The following is an 18,141-nucleotide window of genomic DNA, read 5'->3' on the forward strand; positions in this document are numbered from 1 at the left end:
GATGTACGTCCGCGAGCTGGATCTTCGTGATTTCCGCTCCTGGCCCGAGCTCAACGTCTCGCTCGAGCCGGGAGTGACAGTTTTCGCGGGACGAAACGGCTACGGCAAGACGAACATTGTCGAGGCGGTGCACTACTCCTCGAAGCTGTCCAGCCACCGCGTCTCCACGGACGCGCCCCTTATCGCCGCGGGCAAGGACAACGCGCGGGTCTCGCTCACCACGGTCAACGAGGGACGCGAACTCACCACGCACCTGCTGCTCAAAGCACGCGGGGCGAACCAGGCCCAGATCAACCGCACGCGCTTGAAGTCGGCCCGCGAGCTCATCGGCGTGCTGCGCACCGTGATGTTCTCGCCCGAGGACCTACGCCTGATCAACGGCGAGCCGGCGGAGCGTCGCAAATTTCTCGACGATCTCGCGGGCCTTCGCATGCCGCGCCTCGCCGGCGCGCGCGCGGAGTACGACAAGGTGCTGCGCCAGCGCAACGCCCTGCTCCGCAACTCCAACATGGTGCTGCGCCGCGGCTACCAGGACGAATCCGGCGCCGCGGCGCTGAGCACACTCGACGTGTGGGACGGTCAGCTCGCGGCCCACGGTGCGCAGGTCATCGCGGGCAGATTGCAGCTTATCGACGAGCTGTCGCCCCACATCACCTCCTCCTACGCCTCCGTCGCCCCCGAATCCCGTCCAGCTTCCACGACCTACACCTCAACCCTGGGCAGCGAGGTGCTGGACAGCCGCGACCCGCAGGTATTCGAAGCCGCGATGCTCGCCGAGCTCGGCCGGCGCCGCAAAGAGGAAATCGACCGGGGCACCACTTTGGTCGGCCCACACCGCGATGACCTCGTGCTCTCGCTCGGCGATCAGCCTGCGAAAGGGTACGCCTCCCACGGCGAGACCTGGTCGTACGCGCTCGCGCTCCACCTCGCCGAATACCAGCTGCTCAAGGAGGACGGCAGCGACCCGGTACTCATCCTCGACGACGTCTTCGCAGAGCTCGACGCGAAGCGCCGCGAACGCCTGGTCCACGTCGCGGAAGACGCAGAACAGGTGCTCATTACCGCCGCGGTCGGCGACGATCTGCCCGGCAACCTCGACGGTGCCGTAAGTGCTCGCCACACCGTGGTCATGGAAGACGGGGTGAGTCGCCTTGAGTGACCTAGTACGCCAGACCTTCGACACGCTGCGGGCCACGGCGAAAAAGCGGGGTGGGAAGTTGCCGGACGTGGGGAAAAAGAAGACGTCGATAAGCATTACGCGAAACATCCCCGCCACCGTGCCCGGACTGAAACTCGAAGCGGAGCAGAAGCGGCACGTGCGCGGTATCCCCACCGGCGCCGACGGTCGGGCCCTGCCCCGCAGCTACAAAGTGTCCAGCTTCGGCGCGCTGCTGGGCAAAGAGGTCCGGCAACGCGACTGGACCGAGAAGATGGCGCACGGCTGGATCATGGGGCACTGGCCCGAACTCGTCGGCACCAAGATCGCGCAGCACACCACCGTGGAGATGATCAAAGACGGCGAGGTGTTCATCACCTGCGACACCACCGCCTGGGCTACGCAGATGAAGTACATGCAACGCGAGGTGCTCTCCGCGATCGCCGCAAAGGTGGGGCCGGACGTGGTGACGAAGCTGCACATCTACGGCCCGAAAACGAAGAGCTGGCGCTACGGCCCGCTGCACGTGAAGGGCCGCGGTCCGCGCGACACGTACGGCTAGGCGGGGCGGTTGTTTCTAATCTGTGTAATTCTGGAATTTGCGTTTACCCACCGGGCAGCTTCCGGGTTTACCCAGTGACATACTTGCTGAATAGCAACTTGACATTTGTCGAGGTACTCGTGTTCGTAGTCCAAGTCATGGCTGATCACAGGTTCGTGGTGAGCACACCGATTACGGAGTTCGTAGACAGTTTCTAGGGTGCGGCGAAAAAGTTCTCGATCAACGGGTTCCTGCAGGGAAGCATGAAGTTTTGGCCAGATTGTTGTGGTGTAGGTGGGAGTGAAGAGGAAATACCAAAAATCAAAACTCAGCTCGGCAATAACGCGCCCAGGTTCGGTGATCCGCTTTGACTGTCCCGTTCGTTTCACAGCTTTATTAATTGAACGGAGAGCTGGGTTTGTGAACGGAATGCGATCTGAAGTGAACCATGTTTCCCCATATGCGGGTTTACTTGTCGTCCCCGTGAGGGACCTATCAACCCAATTTCGAAGAAGAACTTCGGTGTGTTGAATGTCCTCAAGAAAAGCTTTTGTCAGCCACGTGTTCCACAGATACAACGCGTTGGGGTCCGAATGGTTGTTGAAGCGGTGCATTCGGGGAGAAGAGAACCACTCACTGAGTTGGTGGAAGGTAGCGTTTTCGTTGACCTGACCAGATGTAGTCACTATGATTTCCCCTTGAAAGCCCCGGAACGATCCCTGCGCCAGCATATCGCCGGGGTTATTGAATTTCCGGGTTAAACGACAAAATGTGTGTCTGACTCCGGCGTGTCGCGGGGTTAGATGTGGCCTTTTCGGATGCCGATTGAGTGTGTGTAGTTGGTGTCGATAGCGTTGTCGTAGAGGGCTGGTCGTCGAAGTTTCGTGGTCGGCTTGGTTCTCGTTGTGGGTCAGGGTGGATACTTTGGCGAGTTGGTCCTGGCCCCAGTTGGACTGCCTGGCGATCTCAACAGGATCGTCAGGCAGTTCCGTTTTCAGATACAGCCACCACTCCAGCATCCGACGCTGATGCTCCCCGGATCTGCCGCGGTGGGTGCGGGCCAGCAGTTTCAGTTGGGCGTTGATGCCGCCTTCCAGGCTGTTGGTGGTCGATTTGATCCGGCTGACATCGAGCACACTGTCGGGTGGGTCGAGGTAGACGAACAGCAGTTGGTTGCGCCAGAGGTGGTTGAGACTGTTGTAGGCCTTGCGCACGTTGGCGTGTGTCCACTCGCGTGTCCACGCGCCGGTTTTCGGGTCTTTGGTCAGCGTCTTTTGATCCATCCAGTCGCGGTAGACGTTTCCGAACTCATGTAGTTGCACACCCCATTGAGCTGCTTGATCCAAGGTGGTGATTTTGGTGAGGTTGAGCGCGAGTTGGTAGATCGCTCGTCCTGCTTCGGTGCGCGGTCGTGATGTGGTGTAGCGGCGCACGACGCGTTGGGCGTGAACGAGACAGCGTTGGATTTTGGTTGTGGGCCAACATTTCTTGATGGCGCTGGCTGCGCCTTGTCCGCCGTCGATGACAGCGATTAAGGGTGCGGGGATGCGCTCGAGGAGTTGTTGGTAGGCGTGGGTGGTTTCGTGTTTGCACCAGTGCCAGGCGATGACGTGATCCAATGTGGCGGCCACGATGAGGCACCCGCTGGCGGTGTAGGTGCCGTCGATGAAGATCTGGTCGTAGATACGCCCGTCGTGTCCGATGGTGGGATCAGGCACGTCGATAAGCCAGAACGGTTCAAACCTGCGTTGTAGGGTGCGCGGGCGGTAGCCGAGTTTATCGGCAGTGGTTTCCAAGCTTTCACCACTGGTGACGTGGGCGATGAAGGCATCAAAAGCGGTCTTGTTTGAGATGTCTGGGCGTCGTTTTGTGGTGGAGGCGCCGCAGGTTTTGCAGCGCCACCTCGCCCGGTGTGCTGTGGTGCGTCCGTTACGTTTCATTTCGCCGCCGCACACGCTGCAGCGGGGTCGGTTCTTTGGCATTGGTTAATGCCACCACCGGCCCGTAGCACATCACCGGCACCACACCGAGGATTTACGGCTCAGAGGACAGATATAAGCCCAGCAAGCATATATTTCCAGCAACGCTAGAGGTCAGGACACATAAATCGCTGATTCTAGACACACATTTTGTCGTTTAACCCGAATTTCCTGCCTCCAAGTTTCGAGCACTGGGGCCGCGGCCCGCGGGACACCTACGGCTAGGCGGGGCGATTGTGTTGTGCCAACGGTAACCACCCGACGGGTGCCGTCCTGGGGTTTTCGCGCGGAGGAGGTGAGTTTTGGCAGGGAGTGTCAGGAAGTTTGTGTGTGAGGCTCTGATCCAGAGGGAGTTTCACCGATAATGACTACGGTGTCACCGAAGAAAAACCATGACCCGACCAGGGTCAACGAGATCAGCGAGAAGCTGATGGATAATCCCGAGCTCGCCAAGCTCATCGGCGAGTTATCGACCTCCGCAGACGATGCCAGCGACCTGGTACGAGGATTGCTGCAGGCATCGATTAACGCTGGCCTGCAGGCAGAGATGGACAACCACCTCGGCTACCAGCACTCGGATCGCAAAGCGAAAGCTGAGTCCGGGGAGGATACGAACCACCGAAACGGGTCGTACACCAAAACCGTCGATTCCGGTTACGGCCCAATTGAGGTCACGATGCCGCGTGATCGCGCGGGCACGTTCACCCCGCAGATGGTGCCGAAAGGCTCACGCCGTTTGACCGAGCTCGACGACATGATCATCTCGCTCTACGCCGGTGGGATGACTGTGCGTGACATCCAGCACCACCTCGCCACCACCCTTGGGGTGGAGATGAGCCCGGATACGATCAGCACGATCACCGACGCGGTGTTAGACGAGGTAATGATCTGGCAGAACCGTCAACTCGACGAGTTCTACCCGGTGATTTTCCTCGACGCGCTGCGCGTGAAGATCCGCGACGGACACCGGGTGATCAACAAGGCCTGCTACATGGCGGTCGGGGTGGATATGGACGGCATCAAGCACATCCTGGGGTTGTGGATCGCCGACAATGAAGGCGCGAGCTTTTGGGCTTCCGTCTGCGCGGATCTTGCTAACCGCGGGGTGCAAGATGTCTTCATCGTCTGCTGCGACGGGCTTAAGGGCCTGCCGGAAGCGGTAGAAGCGACCTGGCCTGGATCGATGGTGCAGACCTGCATCGTGCACCTGATCCGAGCGGCCAACAGGTGGGTGTCCTACGCGGATCGCCGCCAAGTCTCAGCTGCCCTGCGAGACGTCTATACTGCGCCGAATGAAGACACCGCCTCTGCAGCCCTGGAGGCGTTCGCCGACTCCGCTTTGGGGCGCAAGTACCCACAGTCGGTGAAGGTCTGGCGCGATGCGTGGGAGCGCTTCATCCCGTTCTTGCAGTTCCCGCCAGCTGCGAGGCGGGTGCTCTACACCACGAACTCGATCGAGTCGCTAAACGCCGAGCTTCGCAAAGCAACCCGTAACCGGGGACAGTTTCCAAGTGATGCCGCGGCGCTGAAGACGCTGTGGTTGATGATCTGCAATATCGAGGACAAGCGTGCCGCCCAACGTGCACGGAAGGCGAAGCGGGCAACGGAATGCAACGGCTATATTGAAGGAGCGAAAGCCACCGGCTGGAAAGAAGCCATCAACCAGCTAGCCGTGGCGTACCCTGACCGGTTCGCGGACTACTTGTAAACCAAGCCCCGCACACAAACAATCGGACACTCTCTTTTGGCACAGGCCATAGCGAGGTGGTCCGAGCCTGACGTTCCGTGGACAAAGATAACGAGATCTGTCCAAACCCGCTCTAAAAGCCCAGGAGGCGGACAAACGTTGCAAGATCCGTCCGAGCAGCGGTGGTCAGCCCCGCGGAGGTCAAATCTGGCACAGCGAAGTACAGCGAAACACAGAGACACCCGGGTAACACCCATCCAAGACCCCAACCGCGAAATCGGCGCGAGAAACGCCTTCTCGCGCGTTCACCGCTGCCAGGAATATCCCCCTCTAGGTGTAAGATGAGACGGGTTAATCGGGCGCGTGGAGCAACCGCGGGCCCACAGTGAGACGGAGGAACGTCAAAACAGTGGCTGAGAACCAACCCAATTACGACGCGTCATCGATCACCATCCTTGAGGGCCTGGAGGCGGTGCGCAAGCGCCCGGGCATGTACATCGGCTCGACGGGCGTGCGCGGCCTGCACCACCTGGTGTGGGAGGTTGTGGACAACTCCGTCGACGAGGCGATGGCGGGTTACGCCGACCGCGTCGACGTCACGTTGCTTGCCGACGGGGGCGTGGAGGTAGTGGACAACGGCCGCGGTATTCCGGTGGAGATGCACCCGTCCGGTGCGCCGACGGTGCAGGTTGTGATGACGCAGTTGCACGCCGGCGGCAAGTTCGATTCGGAGTCCTACGCGGTTTCCGGCGGCCTGCACGGTGTGGGTATTTCGGTGGTGAACGCGCTGTCCACCCGCGTTGAGGCGGACATTAAGCGCGACGGCAAGCACTGGTACCAGCGTTTCGAGAACGCCATTCCGGAGCCGCTGGAGGAAGGCGGCAACGCGCGCGGCACAGGCACGGCGATCCGTTTTTGGCCGGACCCGGAGATCTTCGAAACCGTCGAGTTCAACTACGACACCATCGCGCGCCGCCTGCAGGAGATGGCGTTCCTGAACAAGGGCCTCACCATCACGCTCAAGGATGAGCGGGTGAGCGATGAGGAGCTTGAACTCGAGGCCATCGCGGAGGAGGGTGACACTGCAGCGCTTGTCGACGGTGACTCGTTCGACGACGACACGATCACCCAGGCCGCGTCCGAGGTGGACGAGGATGGCGGCGAGGTCGCCCCGGACAAGAAGCGCAAGCGCGAGAAGAAGGTCACCTACCACTACCCGGAGGGCCTGATCGACTACGTCGAGTACCTGAACAAGTCGAAGACGGCGATCCACCCGACGATCATCGGTTTCGAGCAGAAGGGCGACGGCCTGGAGGCGGAGATCGCGATGCAGTGGAACGGCTCCTACAAGGAGTCGGTGCACACCTTCGCCAACACCATCAATACGCACGAGGGCGGTACCCACGAGGAGGGCTTCCGTGCCGCGCTGACGACGTTGATGAACCGTTACGCCCGCGAGCACAAGCTGATCAAGGACAAGGACCCGAACCTCACCGGCGATGACTGCCGTGAGGGTCTCGCGGCCGTGGTGTCCGTGCGCGTGGCCGACCCGCAGTTCGAGGGCCAGACGAAAACCAAGCTGGGCAACACCGAGGTCAAGGGCTTCGTGCAGCGCGCGGTGAACGAGAACCTCTCCGACTGGTTCGACGCGAACCCGGCGGAGGCGAAGGCCATCATTAACAAGGCTGCGGCGTCCTCGCAGGCACGCCAGGCGGCGCGCAAAGCCCGCGACTTGGTTCGCCGCAAGTCGGCCACGGACCTCGGGGGGCTTCCCGGTAAGTTGGCGGACTGCCGTTCCAAGGATCCGTCGAAAAGCGAGCTGTTCATCGTGGAGGGCGACTCGGCCGGCGGCTCCGCGAAGGGCGGGCGCGACTCGATGTACCAGGCGATTCTGCCGCTGCGCGGCAAGATCCTGAACGTGGAGAAGGCGCGCATGGACCGCGTGCTGAAGAACGCCGAGGTGCAGGCGATTATCACGGCGCTCGGCACGGGCATCAACGAAGAGTTCGACATTGCGAAGCTGCGCTACCACAAGATCGTGCTGATGGCCGACGCGGATGTGGACGGCCAGCACATCGCAACGCTGCTGCTCACGCTGCTGTTCCGCTTCATGCCGGAGCTGGTGGAGGAAGGCCACGTGTACCTGGCTAACCCGCCGTTGTACAAGCTGAAGTGGGGTAAGGGCGAGCCGGGCTACGCCTTTTCGGACGCGGAGCGCGACGCGCTGCTGGCGCAGGGGCTGGAGGAAGGCCGCAAGATCAACACCGACGACGGCATCCAGCGCTACAAGGGTCTCGGCGAGATGAACCCGAAGGAGCTGTGGGAGACCACGCTCGACCCGGACACCCGAATCCTGCGCCGCGTGAAGATCGAGGATGCGCAGCGCGCCGACGAGCTGTTCAGCATTCTGATGGGCGACGACGTGGCCGCGCGCCGCTCGTTTATCACCCGCCGTGCGAAGGACGTGCGCTTCCTTGACGTCTAGTCTCGCCCGCGTCCGCGAGGTCGGGCCGCTGGTGCAGTGCATCACGAACACCGTGGTGCAGAACTTCACCGCGAACGCCCTGCTGGCGATGGGTGCGGCGCCCGCGATGACGGACATCGTGGGCGAGGCCGGCATTTTCGCAGGCATCGCCGACGCATTACTGATCAACCTTGGCACCCCGACGCCGGAGCAGCGCGCGGCCGCGGTGGAGGCTGCGCGCGCGGCGAACGAGGCGTCCACGCCGTGGGTGCTCGACCCCGTTGCGGTTGGCGCGCTTCCGCTGCGCACGGAGCTCGCGCGCGAGTTGGTGGCGCTGGGCCCCACGGCGATCCGAGGCAACGCCTCCGAGATCGCGGTGCTGGCCGGCTCCGGCGCGGGCGGGCGCGGCATGGAGGCCTCCGAGGACATCGACGCCGCCGCCGCGGTCGCGCTCGCGTGCGAATCCGGGGCGATTGTCGCGGTTTCCGGCCCGCAGGACCTGATCACCGACGGGCGCCGCGTACTGCGGGTGGACAACGGCGACGCGCTGTTGACCAAGGTCACAGGCGGCGGATGCACACTCGGCGCGGTGGTCGCAGCGTTCCTGTCGGTGGAGCGCTCGCCGGAATCCGTGGCCCAGGCCCACGCGTATTACGGCGCGGCCGCAGAGGTCGCGGCAGAGGGTGCGCAAGGCCCGGCGTCGTTCGCAGTTGCGCTTATCGACGCACTCTCGTCCGACCTTCCCGCCACCCTCCTACGCATCCGCGAGGAGCCGCTGCCGTGAGCCTGCGGCGCGGCATCTACCTAGTCACCGACAGGGCGCTGTGTGGTTCCCGCGGCGTGGTGGAGACGGTGCGCCTCGCCGTGGACGGCGGGGTGACCACGGTGCAGCTGCGCGACAAAGAGGCGGACCTCGACGGCCAGTTGCGCCAGCTTGAGGCATTGGCGGAGGTCATCGATGGGCGCGCGGACCTCATTGTCAATGATCGGGTGGACGCGGCCGTTGAGGCGCGCCGCCGCGGCCTGCCAGTCGCCGGCGTGCACGTGGGCCAGGGCGACACGAGCGTTTCGGTCGCGCGCGCTGAGCTCGGCCCGGACGCGCTGATTGGGTTGTCGGCGGAGCGCCCGGAGCATTTCATTGCTATCGACGAGCTGCCGCCCCACACCGTGGACTACGCAGGCATCGGCACCATCCGCGCCACGGCGACGAAAGCGGATGCGCCGGACGCGCTCGGCGTGGAGGGGTTCGGCGAACTCGCCCGGGCGACCCAGCTTCGCACCTGCGCCATTGGTGGCATCCGCGCGGAAGACGTGCCGGCGCTGCGGCGTGCGGGCGCGGATGCGATTGCTGTGGTCTCCGCGATCTGCGCCGCCAACGACCCAGAAGCCGCGGCCCTCGAGATGGTGCAGCTGTGGGGGCTGGGGGAGCGCGGTTAGCCCGCGTAGCCCGGCGCTTCCTTGGCTGCGACTAGGAGATCAGGCCAGCAAGCACGGAGGAGCCGAGGCCAGCTGCGGCCAGCGCGAGGTCAAGGACACCTGCGAATGCGGTGAGTCCGATGCTGATCAGCAGGTAAGCAGCACCGATCTTCAGCGCGTTCTCGGTGTCCTTGAAGTTCAGCGGGGTCAGGCCCACGAAAAAATTCGTCACATCGCGTGGGATCTGGATCTGAGAGGACGGGTACGGAGCAACGATCTGAGCGTTAGCGACCGCCGGCGCACCGGTGGCGATCATGGAAGCGGTGGCCACAGCGGCAACAGTCTTACGGACCTTCATTGGGGTTCCCCTTTAAGTACAGCGGAAGAAAATGAGTTGGTTGATTGAACCGACTCAAGATTAAGTCACAGTACGGGCTTTTGCATAGTTTTTTACGAATAAATTCGGCTGGCTGCCAGAGTGGCAGACGCGAATAAGAAAACGGCCCTGTCGAGGGTGCTCGACAGGGCCGTAATCGGGTTGCAGCTCTTCCCCGCAGTACCGCTAAACCACTTAAGTCACACGGGTCACTGCAACCACAACGGCAACAACCGTATCACGGGTTGTGTGGGGGTGCCACGTTAGGGGAGGAGGGTCATGGCTTGGCGCAGGAGATCGTCGATAAGCTTCTGCACCTCCTCCGCAGGGAAGATGCGGTTGCCCGCCGACGAACCCACCACGTGGGTGAGGCCAAGCTGCACGGCGGCCTGGTCCACCGCGGCACGCACCGGAGGCACGAAATCCACGATGGCCTGCACCGCAGCCGCCGTAGCGAGCGCCGCGATGGCCAGCGAGATCGGCGCCGAACCTGTGTAGGAACCCTCAAACGGGCGCTTCGGCGGGACCTCGTGCTGCGGCAACGGGTCGTAGTAGTTCGGCTTCGAAGACAACGAGCTGCTCGACTGCGCGCTCGCGGGGGTGGCGGCCGCCCCGGCAAGAAGCGCCGCGGCGGTGAAGGTGGCGGCAACGGCCTTGGATTTGCTCATGGCTCTCACTCTAAACCGTCGCCACCTGACCGCGCCGATGAGACGGGCTAGATGATGCCCATGTCGCGCAACATCGGCATGAGCACCGGCGCCGCCGCGGCGACCAGGCCCGCGATTGCCGTGAACACACCAAGGACGATGACCAGGATACCCAGCGAAGTCGGCGTGCCATCTTCGGAGGACAGCTCCGCGGTGGCGCCCTTCGAGGAGCCCTCGGAGGAGGTGCTGGAGCCGTCCTTGGTTGGCTCTTGGGTCTTGGTCTCCGTTGGCTGGGTCGGTTTGGTGGGTTGGGTTGGGGTGCTTTCGGTGCTCCCTGCGCTCTCCGTGCGGACCTTCACGGTGCGCTTCTGCGTGGAGCCGTCCGCGAACGTGATGGTGATCGCGAGGTCAGACGACGCCTTGCCCTTCATGTCAGGTGCAGCGGAGACCTTCAACATGCCAGTGTTCTCGTTCACCGAAACATCGAGGCCATTAATGCTCAGCTCCGGTGCAGAAACCTTCGCGCCCTCGAGCAGGCCCTCCGGTGCGATCTCCTTGGTCTCGCCGGCCTTCACGGTGACGGTTTCCGGGTAGCGGACGTTCGCCTTGTCCGCGATGCGGTCCTTCGGATCCGCGTTGTTGCCAGCAGGGACGGTATAGGTGACCAGGGCTGTCTCACTAGAGCCATCCGGGTAAGTTACCTTCACCGAGATAGGGATGAGAGTCCCCGGGTTCGTGCCCTCCGGTGCGTTCACCGTGACGGTGCCGGTGTTCTTGTCCACCTCGGCCGACCAGCCTGCCGGCAGCTTTCCGACGAGCTCATACGTCGTGCCCTCCGGCCCCTTCTTCGAAGGTGCGAGCTCACCGTCACTATTCGGCGAGGTGGGGTAGGTGACCTCGTACTTGTTCCTATCAGCGTCCTTTCCGTCGGTCACGGTGATCGTCGTAGGGCGCTTGAACTTTTGGCCATTGGGCATTGCCGCCGTAATGTTCACCGTCGCCTCACCACGTGGCGCATCTTGCGGAACCTTGACGGTGATGACGCCGGTGTTCTCGTCGATTGTGACGTCCCAGCCATTCACGTTCTGGACCGCGTATTTGGCGCCCTCGACCGTTTCGCCCTCGGGGACGATCTGCTTCGTCTCGCCCGGGCGCACTTCGACAGACTTCCACTGGTAGCTGAACACACGTTGCTGCGGGGTAGTGGTGGTGGTCGGCGACGGTTCCGCAGTGACAGACGTAGCAGGGGTGGTGGATTCTTCCGTGCTCTCTACCGGGGTGGTCTCCTCGGACGTCGCCTCGGTGGTTGTTGGCTGTTCGGAGGTCGCCTCGGTGGTGGTCAACGGTGCGGTGGTGGTTGGCTCGTCCGACGTTGCCTCGGTGGTGGTCGGCGTCGGTTCCGCAATGTCGGACGTCGGGGTCGCGCTAGTCGTAGGCGTCGCCGAGGTCGTCTCCTTGGCCTTGATCTGAACGGTGAACTTCACCTTCTCCGCGGTGCCATCGGGGTACCTCACCGTCACCGGGATTGTGGCTGTTCCCCCAGCCAGATCAGCTGCCGGGGTGATGGTCACCTTGCCGGTCGCCTCATCCGCGGCGATCGTCAGCTCGTCAGTTGGGTTCGGAACGAAGAACTGGGTGCCTTCAGGCAGTTCGGGCGATGCCTCGGGAGTTGCCGTTACGGATTCGCCGGCGGTGACGGTGAGGTCGGCGTAGGTGACCGTGATGGCGTCGACAAGCTTCTGCTCCGGCTCCGTGGTGGTGAACTTCATTGGATACGCCTGCGTCGAACCGTCGGGGTAGGTCGCGCGCACCGTCAGGTTCGCACTGAGCCCGCCAGGCGAGTTCTTCGGGGCCTGCGCGGTCACAGCGCCAGTTTGCTTATCGACGTCTAAAGTCCACCCCTCCGGCAACTCCGATTCAGACGTGAACTCCGTTCCCTCCGGCACATTCTCAAGCGTCGGCGTGGAAGTTCCCGCCTTGTCCGCGGGCGTGGTGATGTCCGGGTACGACACGGCGGCCTGCTCCCGCTGCCACTTTCCGGATTCCACGATGGTGAACGTGGCCTGCTTCGTTTCCTGCGAACCGTCCGGGTAGGTCACCTCCACGAATACACGGATCGTCCCGCCTTCTGTGAGTGGTTTTTTGGTGGTGAACTGGACTTCGCCGGAGGTCTCGTCGACGGTGACCTCGTAAAGTTCAGCGTTCTCTTCCAGGGTTGCCTTCGATGCCTCCGCGATGGCGAACGTGGTGCCCTGCGGGACCGCGGCCTTCTGCGCGCTAGTAGCTGGTTCGAAGCCGCCGACCTCCGCGTCCTCCCAGGCAGGCTCGTACTTCGAGTAGTCGCGGTCCGCGTACGGCGTAGTGTTGCCGTTTTTGTCGGAGACGGTAATTCTGGCGGTGATGTACTCCAGCGTGCCGTCCGGGTAGGTCACCTTCACCGTGGCGGAGCTATTGGAGCCTGGGCCCAGTTTGGAATCCGGTGTCACGGAGAGGTTGCCGGAGGCGTCGATAGCCAACTTGTACCTCTCGGGCGTGGCGACAAGCGTGAACGTGGTGCCCTCTGGCACGTTCCCGGCGAGCTCGGCGGTGGCCGAACCGTCCTGCTTGACCACCAGATCCGGGTAGGCGGGGGAGTAGGTCTTGGCGTCGCCGCCCTCGGTGACCTTGACCGAGAAGTTGTAAGTACCCGCCAGCGCCTTGGTCTTAGCTTCAACATCGACCGTGTACACATCCACCGGGACAGTTAACGACGCCCCCGGGTTCACATTGGCCGGCGCTTTCAGGGTCACGGCGCCGGTCTTCTCATCGGTGGTGAATTCGAAACCGCGTGCGTTGCGCGGGCCGGCGAACTCTAGATTGCCCTCCGGGGTGCCGGTGGGGGTGACGGTAATCGTTTCACCTGCGCCGACCTCGACATCTTCCCAGGTCAGGCCCGCGACCGGGGCCTGTGCCGCGGTGGCGGTTTCGGTGTTCTGGGCGCCTGCCTGCGGGACGGCGATACCCGCTCCCACAAGCGCAGTGGTCGTGGCCAGCGCCGCGATGTACCTGTTCAGCTTCATGAGTGCTCCTGTGTTGCGTGTTTTGTTGAACAATCCGAAGCCTAGCCGAAACTTTTGCTCAGGGAAGGACAAGGTTTGGAAGTCAGGTTTTGCCGGGCGCTGCACGAATCGGGATCTTCGACCCGAAAAGGCCCCTGATTGCTTCGGCGGTGGCGAGGGAACTCGGTTTGCGTCTGGAGGAGCAGATCCCCGTGTTCGATGGGGACCGGCTTGTGACCACCTTCGACGCTGGCCTTCCAGAGGAGAAGATCGGTTACATGTTTGACGGCACCCACCACTGGGGCAAGGCACAGCGGGTGAAGCCCTGGGCTGGGTGCCGTTGCGGTTCGCCGACCAGTGCCTGAACCAGCTTCCCGAGTACACGCGGCTCGCGTTGGAGCATCGCAAGTTGCAGAAATCGGGGAAAACTCGCCGAAATCGGCCGAAAATCGCCTGAAATCCCGATTTCTGCAACGGGGGAACCGGGGCTACCCACCCTCGGCCCAGCGCCGGTACACCTCCGCGGCGACGCCGGCGAAAGATTGGTTGGCGCCGGTGAGGGGCTCGAGGCGCTCGATGGCATCGGCGAGTGCTTGCGCGGCGGGGGAGACGGCGTCGAAGACGGGCACGCCGTGCACCCGCGCGCCGGGCACCGCCGCGCACGCGGCCAGCGCAGAGAAGGAGCGAACCCGCACCTTATATATAGGACAGAATTCGTCGGCGACGGCGAGCAGCTGCTCGGGCGTGAATCCTCTCACCGGGCGCGCCTGACGCGGGGTTCGGTGGCCTTGTACTCGGGGACGATGGTGCGGGCGAGGTCGCGCACGGATGCGTCGTCAAGCAAACGCCCTGCTGCCGCGACCACTGCCCGCCGTGCGGCCTCCTGCTTGGAGCAACCCCATGCTGACGCGAGGAGCACGAGCGCCTTGTCTTCGTCTGCGGTGAGCCTGAGCGTCATTGCCATACCACTTTGATACCACGTGGCGACGCCGGAACGCATGAGAGGCCCGCTAAAATCAACACACATGGCTGACGACACTTTCAATTCCGACGGCGGGGGCGGCTTCGACCGCGTCCACCCGATCGACATCAACGAGGAGATGCAGACCAGCTACATCGATTACGCGATGAGCGTGATCGTAGGCCGCGCGCTGCCGGACGTGCGCGACGGCATGAAGCCGGTGCACCGCCGCATCATCTACGCGATGTACGACAACGGCTACCGCCCCGAGCGTTCCTACGTGAAGAGCGCGAAGCCGGTGGCAGACACGATGGGTAACTACCACCCGCACGGCGACTCCGCGATCTACGACACCTTGGTGCGTATGGCCCAGCCGTGGTCGATGCGCTACCCGCTTGTCGACGGCCAGGGCAACTTCGGCTCGCCCGGCAACGACGGCCCGGCGGCCATGCGTTACACGGAGTGCAAGCTCACCCCGCTGGCGATGGAGATGGTGCGCGACATCCGCGAGAACTCCGTCGACTTCGCGCCGAACTATGACGGCAAGACGCAGGAACCGACGGTTCTTCCAAGCCGTGTGCCGAACCTTTTGATGAACGGCTCGAACGGCATCGCGGTGGGTATGGCCACCAACATCCCGCCGCACAACCTGGGTGAGCTGGCGGACGCGATCCAGTGGATCCTGGATAACCACGACGCGGACGAGAAGACCACCCTGGACGCGGTGGTTGAGCGCGTGAAGGGCCCGGATTTCCCCACCGCTGGCCTGATCGTGGGCGACAGCGGCATCAAGGACGCCTACACCACGGGCCGCGGCTCCATCCGCATGCGTGGTGTGACCGAGATTGAGGAGATCGGCAACCGCCAGGTCATCGTGATCACGGAGCTGCCGTACCAGGTCAACCCGGATAACTTCATCGCTTCGATCGCCGAGCAGGTGACCAACGGCAAGATGGTGGGCATCTCCAAGATCGAGGACGAGTCCTCGGACCGCGTGGGCATGCGCATCGTCGTCACGCTCAAGCGTGACGCCGTGCCGCGCGTGGTGCTGAACAACCTGTACAAGCACTCGCAGCTGGAGACGAACTTCTCGGCGAACATGCTGAGCATTGTCGACGGCGTCCCGCGCACCCTGCGCCTGGACCAGATGCTGCGCTACTACGTGAAGCACCAGATCGAAGTCATCGTCCGCCGTACCCAGTACCGTCTCGACGAGGCCGAGAAGCGCGCGCACATCTTGCGCGGCCTGGTCAAGGCGCTCGATATGTTGGACGAGGTCATCAGCTTGATCCGCAACTCGCCGACTGTCGACGATGCGCGCCAGGGGCTGATTGAGCTTCTCGACGTAGACGAGATCCAGGCGAACGAGATCCTCGCGATGCAGCTGCGCCGCCTTGCCGCCCTGGAGCGCCAGAAGATCGTCGACGACCTCGCCGCGATCGAGGAACAGATCGCCGATTACAAGGACATCCTGGCCAAGCCGGAGCGCCAGCGCCAGATTGTGGGTGACGAGCTGGCGGAGATCGTCGATAAGTATGGCGATGAGCGCCGCACCCAGATCGTTGCCGCAACCGGCGATGTGACCGAGGAAGACCTGATCGCACGCGAGAACGTCGTGGTGACGATTACCTCCACCGGCTACGCGAAGCGCACCAAGGTGGACGCGTACAAGAGCCAGAAGCGCGGCGGCAAGGGCGTGCGCGGCGCCGAGCTGAAGCAGGACGATGTGGTGAAGAACTTCTTCATCTGCTCCACGCACGACTGGATCCTCTTCTTCACCAACTTCGGCCGCGTGTACCGCCTCAAGGCGTACGAGCTGCCAGAGGCGGGTCGCACCGCACGCGGCCAGCACGTGGCGAACCTGCTGGAGTTCCAGCCGGAGGAGAAGATCGCGCAGATCATCCAGATCCAGTCCTACGAGGACGCCCCGTACCTCGTGCTGGCCACCCGCGACGGCCGCGTGAAGAAGTCCCGCCTGACGGACTACGAATCGGCGCGTTCCGCCGGGCTCATCGCCATCAACCTGAACGAGGGCGACGCGCTCATCGGCGCCTCCTTGGTCAGCGAGTCCGACGACATCCTGCTCATCTCCGAGCAGGGTCAGGCCATCCGCTTCTCCGCCGACGACGAGCAGCTGCGCCCGATGGGCCGCGCCACCGCCGGCGTGAAGGGCATGCGCTTCCGCGGCGACGACCAGCTGCTGGCCATGACGGTCGCCCAGGACGGCGAGTACCTCCTGGTGGCCACCTCCGGCGGCTACGGCAAGCGCACCGCCATTGAGGAGTACAACACCCAGGGTCGCGGCGGCATGGGCGTGATGACGTTCAAGTACACCCCGAAGCGCGGCAAGCTCATCGGCGCGCTCGCCGTGGATGAGGAGGACCAGATCTTTGCTATCACCTCCGCCGGCGGCGTGATCCGCACCGAGGTGAACCAGATCCGCCCGTCGTCCCGAGCCACCATGGGCGTGCGCCTGGTGGACCTTGCGGACGACGTGGAGCTGCTTGCCATCGACGTCAACGTCGAGGACGAGGGCGAAGAGGAGGCCACCGCCGTGGCCAAGGGCGAGAAGACCATGGAGGAGGCCAAGGAGGCCACCAGCTCTTCCACCCAGTCCGGCTCCGATATGGTTGAAGGCGAGGGCGCCGAGGACCTGGGCTACGCCGGCGAGGCGTGGGACGAGTCCACTGAGTCCACTGAGGACGAGGAGTAACCAATGGCCGCTCGCAACGTAACGATCCGGAGCGTTTCCGCCAGCTCCGTGTTCAAGGTGGCGACGCTGCTTTCCCTCGTCGGCTTCGTCGCCTGGATGATCGGCTGCGCCATCGTCTACTACGGCCTGGAGCGCGCCGGGGTGGTTGACTCCGTCAACTCGCTCATCGGCGGCGTCGGCGGCGACCAGGTGGTGGACATGAAGCTGGTCATGTCGGCGGCGGGCCTGCTCGGCCTCATTGGTGTGGTCTTCACGGCCATCATGGCGCCGATCACGGTGGTCATGTACAACGCCATCGCCGATCTTGTCGGCGGCGTGCGGTACACAATGTCCAACAGGGCAAAGTAAGCAAGCACGCTTATCGACGCTAAAGGGGGCCTGCGGGCCCCCTTTCTTCGTGCCGGGGTGTTGTTTTGGGGTGTTGTTGGTGTTGTGTGAGGCGCCGGTGAGGGGCGCGTGCCGGACAGATGCTGCAAGGTTTGTCCAAACCGGCGTGTTTACCCAGGGGCGTGACACCGATTGCAAGTTTTGTCGCGGGCCGTGCGGGGTGTTGTTGGTGGTGTGTGAGGCTACCCTCACCCCGGCGGGGGTAAATAGCGGGGGTAGTAGGGTGTGGGGAAGCGTTGAACAATCCCACAATGTTTCAACAATCCCGCGCCACCGCCTTAAGGCAACGCCTATAGGTCACCACGCCACGGCAGGTGAGTTGTACACACTTCGAAGAACACGCAGGTCGCGGGATTTCAGGGTGCGGCCGGTGCAAGGGTTGTAGTTGGGTGCATACTATGCAGTTTTGGGGATTGTTGAACCATCCACACCCGACTGCGGATTGATCGTTCAACACTTCCCCGCACACCGCGCGGCACCGGGGTGGATGGTTGAACAATCCGCACGTCAAAATACCTAACCATGTTGAACAATCGGGAAGAAGTGTTCAACGATCACGCCGTTTTTCTCCCTGCGTCGGAAGCGTTTTACCTGCGCATACCTGGTGCATAAACTTGGGGGCAACAACGAAACACACCTTGTCCACACTTCAAGGGTTCACACCTCAAGGAGAGCTACCATCATGTCGCTGCGCACCACGATCGCCACCGTGCTGGCCGCAACACTTGCCCTCACCGGCATGCAAGCCACCCCGGCAAGCGCAGCAGCCGCTGCAC

The 18,141-nt window shown here is 63.1% G+C and carries 15 protein-coding genes and 1 pseudogene; 9 read left to right on the forward strand and 7 right to left on the reverse strand.

The genetic code is table 11. The features are described from left to right. Position 1 precedes the first annotated feature (1 nt). A complete protein-coding gene (recF, locus tag HWX32_RS11050) occupies positions 2-1,159 on the forward strand; it encodes a DNA replication/repair protein RecF (RefSeq protein WP_175935909.1) in 1,158 nt (385 codons plus the stop codon). Further along, complete coding sequence (locus HWX32_RS11055) at positions 1,152-1,718, forward strand: DciA family protein (protein WP_175935910.1); 567 nt, start codon at positions 1,152-1,154, stop codon at positions 1,716-1,718. The genes recF and HWX32_RS11055 overlap by 8 nt, the downstream gene beginning before the upstream one ends. On the opposite strand, the gene HWX32_RS11060 is transcribed toward HWX32_RS11055, so the two are convergent. Together HWX32_RS11060 and HWX32_RS11065 are read right to left on the reverse strand one after the other, a co-directional pair. Further along, on the reverse strand, positions 1,715-2,383 hold the full coding sequence (locus HWX32_RS11060; RefSeq protein ID WP_254868417.1) for an Abi family protein: 669 nt from the start codon (positions 2,381-2,383) through the stop codon (positions 1,715-1,717). The genes HWX32_RS11055 and HWX32_RS11060 overlap by 4 nt on opposite strands. Before the next feature lie 113 nt (positions 2,384-2,496). Further along, a pseudogene (locus HWX32_RS11065) lies at positions 2,497-3,679 on the reverse strand (IS1249 family transposase). Positions 3,680-4,040: 361 nt separating this feature from the next. Here HWX32_RS11065 and HWX32_RS11070 point away from each other — a divergent pair. The 4 genes from HWX32_RS11070 to thiE all read left to right on the forward strand — a co-directional run bounded on the left by HWX32_RS11070 (position 4,041) and on the right by thiE (position 9,264). Next, positions 4,041-5,384, forward strand: a complete 1,344-nt coding sequence (locus HWX32_RS11070) for an IS256 family transposase (protein ID WP_175934395.1) — start codon at positions 4,041-4,043, stop codon at positions 5,382-5,384. 388 nt (positions 5,385-5,772) lie between these two features. Beyond that, a complete protein-coding gene (gyrB, locus tag HWX32_RS11075) occupies positions 5,773-7,848 on the forward strand; it encodes a DNA topoisomerase (ATP-hydrolyzing) subunit B (RefSeq protein ID WP_175935912.1) in 2,076 nt (691 codons plus the stop codon). Next, positions 7,838-8,611, forward strand: a complete 774-nt coding sequence (gene thiM / locus HWX32_RS11080) for a hydroxyethylthiazole kinase (protein WP_217702911.1) — start codon at positions 7,838-7,840, stop codon at positions 8,609-8,611. The genes gyrB and thiM overlap by 11 nt, the downstream gene beginning before the upstream one ends. Beyond that, a complete protein-coding gene (gene thiE / locus HWX32_RS11085) occupies positions 8,608-9,264 on the forward strand; it encodes a thiamine phosphate synthase (protein ID WP_217702912.1) in 657 nt (218 codons plus the stop codon). Before thiM ends, thiE begins: the two co-directional genes overlap by 4 nt. Positions 9,265-9,295: 31 nt before the next feature. Here thiE and HWX32_RS11090 read toward each other — a convergent pair whose 3' ends face one another. The 3 genes from HWX32_RS11090 to HWX32_RS11100 all read right to left on the reverse strand — a co-directional run bounded on the left by HWX32_RS11090 (position 9,296) and on the right by HWX32_RS11100 (position 13,325). Continuing rightward, entirely contained in the window at positions 9,296-9,601 is a 306-nt protein-coding gene (locus HWX32_RS11090; RefSeq protein ID WP_175935914.1) for a hypothetical protein, read from the reverse strand. Positions 9,602-9,882: 281 nt separating this feature from the next. Further along, positions 9,883-10,287: a hypothetical protein gene (locus HWX32_RS11095; RefSeq protein ID WP_075469464.1), complete on the reverse strand. Its 405-nt coding sequence runs from the start codon at positions 10,285-10,287 to the stop codon at positions 9,883-9,885. A gap of 47 nt (positions 10,288-10,334) precedes the next feature. Next, positions 10,335-13,325 (reverse strand): Rib/alpha-like domain-containing protein, encoded by a 2,991-nt coding sequence (locus HWX32_RS11100; protein WP_175935915.1) that lies wholly within the window; start codon positions 13,323-13,325, stop codon positions 10,335-10,337. Positions 13,326-13,492: 167 nt separating this feature from the next. Between HWX32_RS11100 and HWX32_RS11105 the strand changes: the two genes are divergently transcribed. Beyond that, positions 13,493-13,669, forward strand: coding sequence for a hypothetical protein (locus HWX32_RS11105; protein WP_175935916.1), 177 nt, complete (start codon positions 13,493-13,495; stop codon positions 13,667-13,669). Positions 13,670-13,792: 123 nt separating this feature from the next. Here the strand turns inward: HWX32_RS11105 and HWX32_RS11110 are convergent, their stop codons facing one another. Next, positions 13,793-14,062 carry a TetR family transcriptional regulator gene (locus HWX32_RS11110; RefSeq protein ID WP_075469461.1) on the reverse strand — a complete coding sequence of 90 codons (270 nt, stop codon included), beginning with the start codon at positions 14,060-14,062 and terminating at the stop codon, positions 13,793-13,795. Then, the gene (locus HWX32_RS11115) at positions 14,059-14,268 is read right to left on the reverse strand and encodes a CopG family transcriptional regulator (RefSeq protein WP_175935917.1); all 210 of its coding nucleotides are present in this window, start codon (positions 14,266-14,268) and stop codon (positions 14,059-14,061) included. The genes HWX32_RS11110 and HWX32_RS11115 overlap by 4 nt, the downstream gene beginning before the upstream one ends. Before the next feature lie 61 nt (positions 14,269-14,329). Between HWX32_RS11115 and gyrA the strand changes: the two genes are divergently transcribed. Both gyrA and HWX32_RS11125 read left to right on the forward strand, forming a co-directional pair. After that, positions 14,330-16,978 carry a DNA gyrase subunit A gene (gyrA, locus tag HWX32_RS11120; protein ID WP_254868418.1) on the forward strand — a complete coding sequence of 883 codons (2,649 nt, stop codon included), beginning with the start codon at positions 14,330-14,332 and terminating at the stop codon, positions 16,976-16,978. A 3-nt stretch (positions 16,979-16,981) separates the two neighbouring features. Next, positions 16,982-17,326 (forward strand): DUF3566 domain-containing protein, encoded by a 345-nt coding sequence (locus HWX32_RS11125; protein ID WP_075469459.1) that lies wholly within the window; start codon positions 16,982-16,984, stop codon positions 17,324-17,326. Positions 17,327-18,141: the final 815 nt, after the last annotated feature.

Origin of the sequence: Corynebacterium sp. Marseille-P4321 (assembly GCF_903645305.1) — a bacterium.
Lineage (GTDB): Bacteria > Actinomycetota > Actinomycetes > Mycobacteriales > Mycobacteriaceae > Corynebacterium.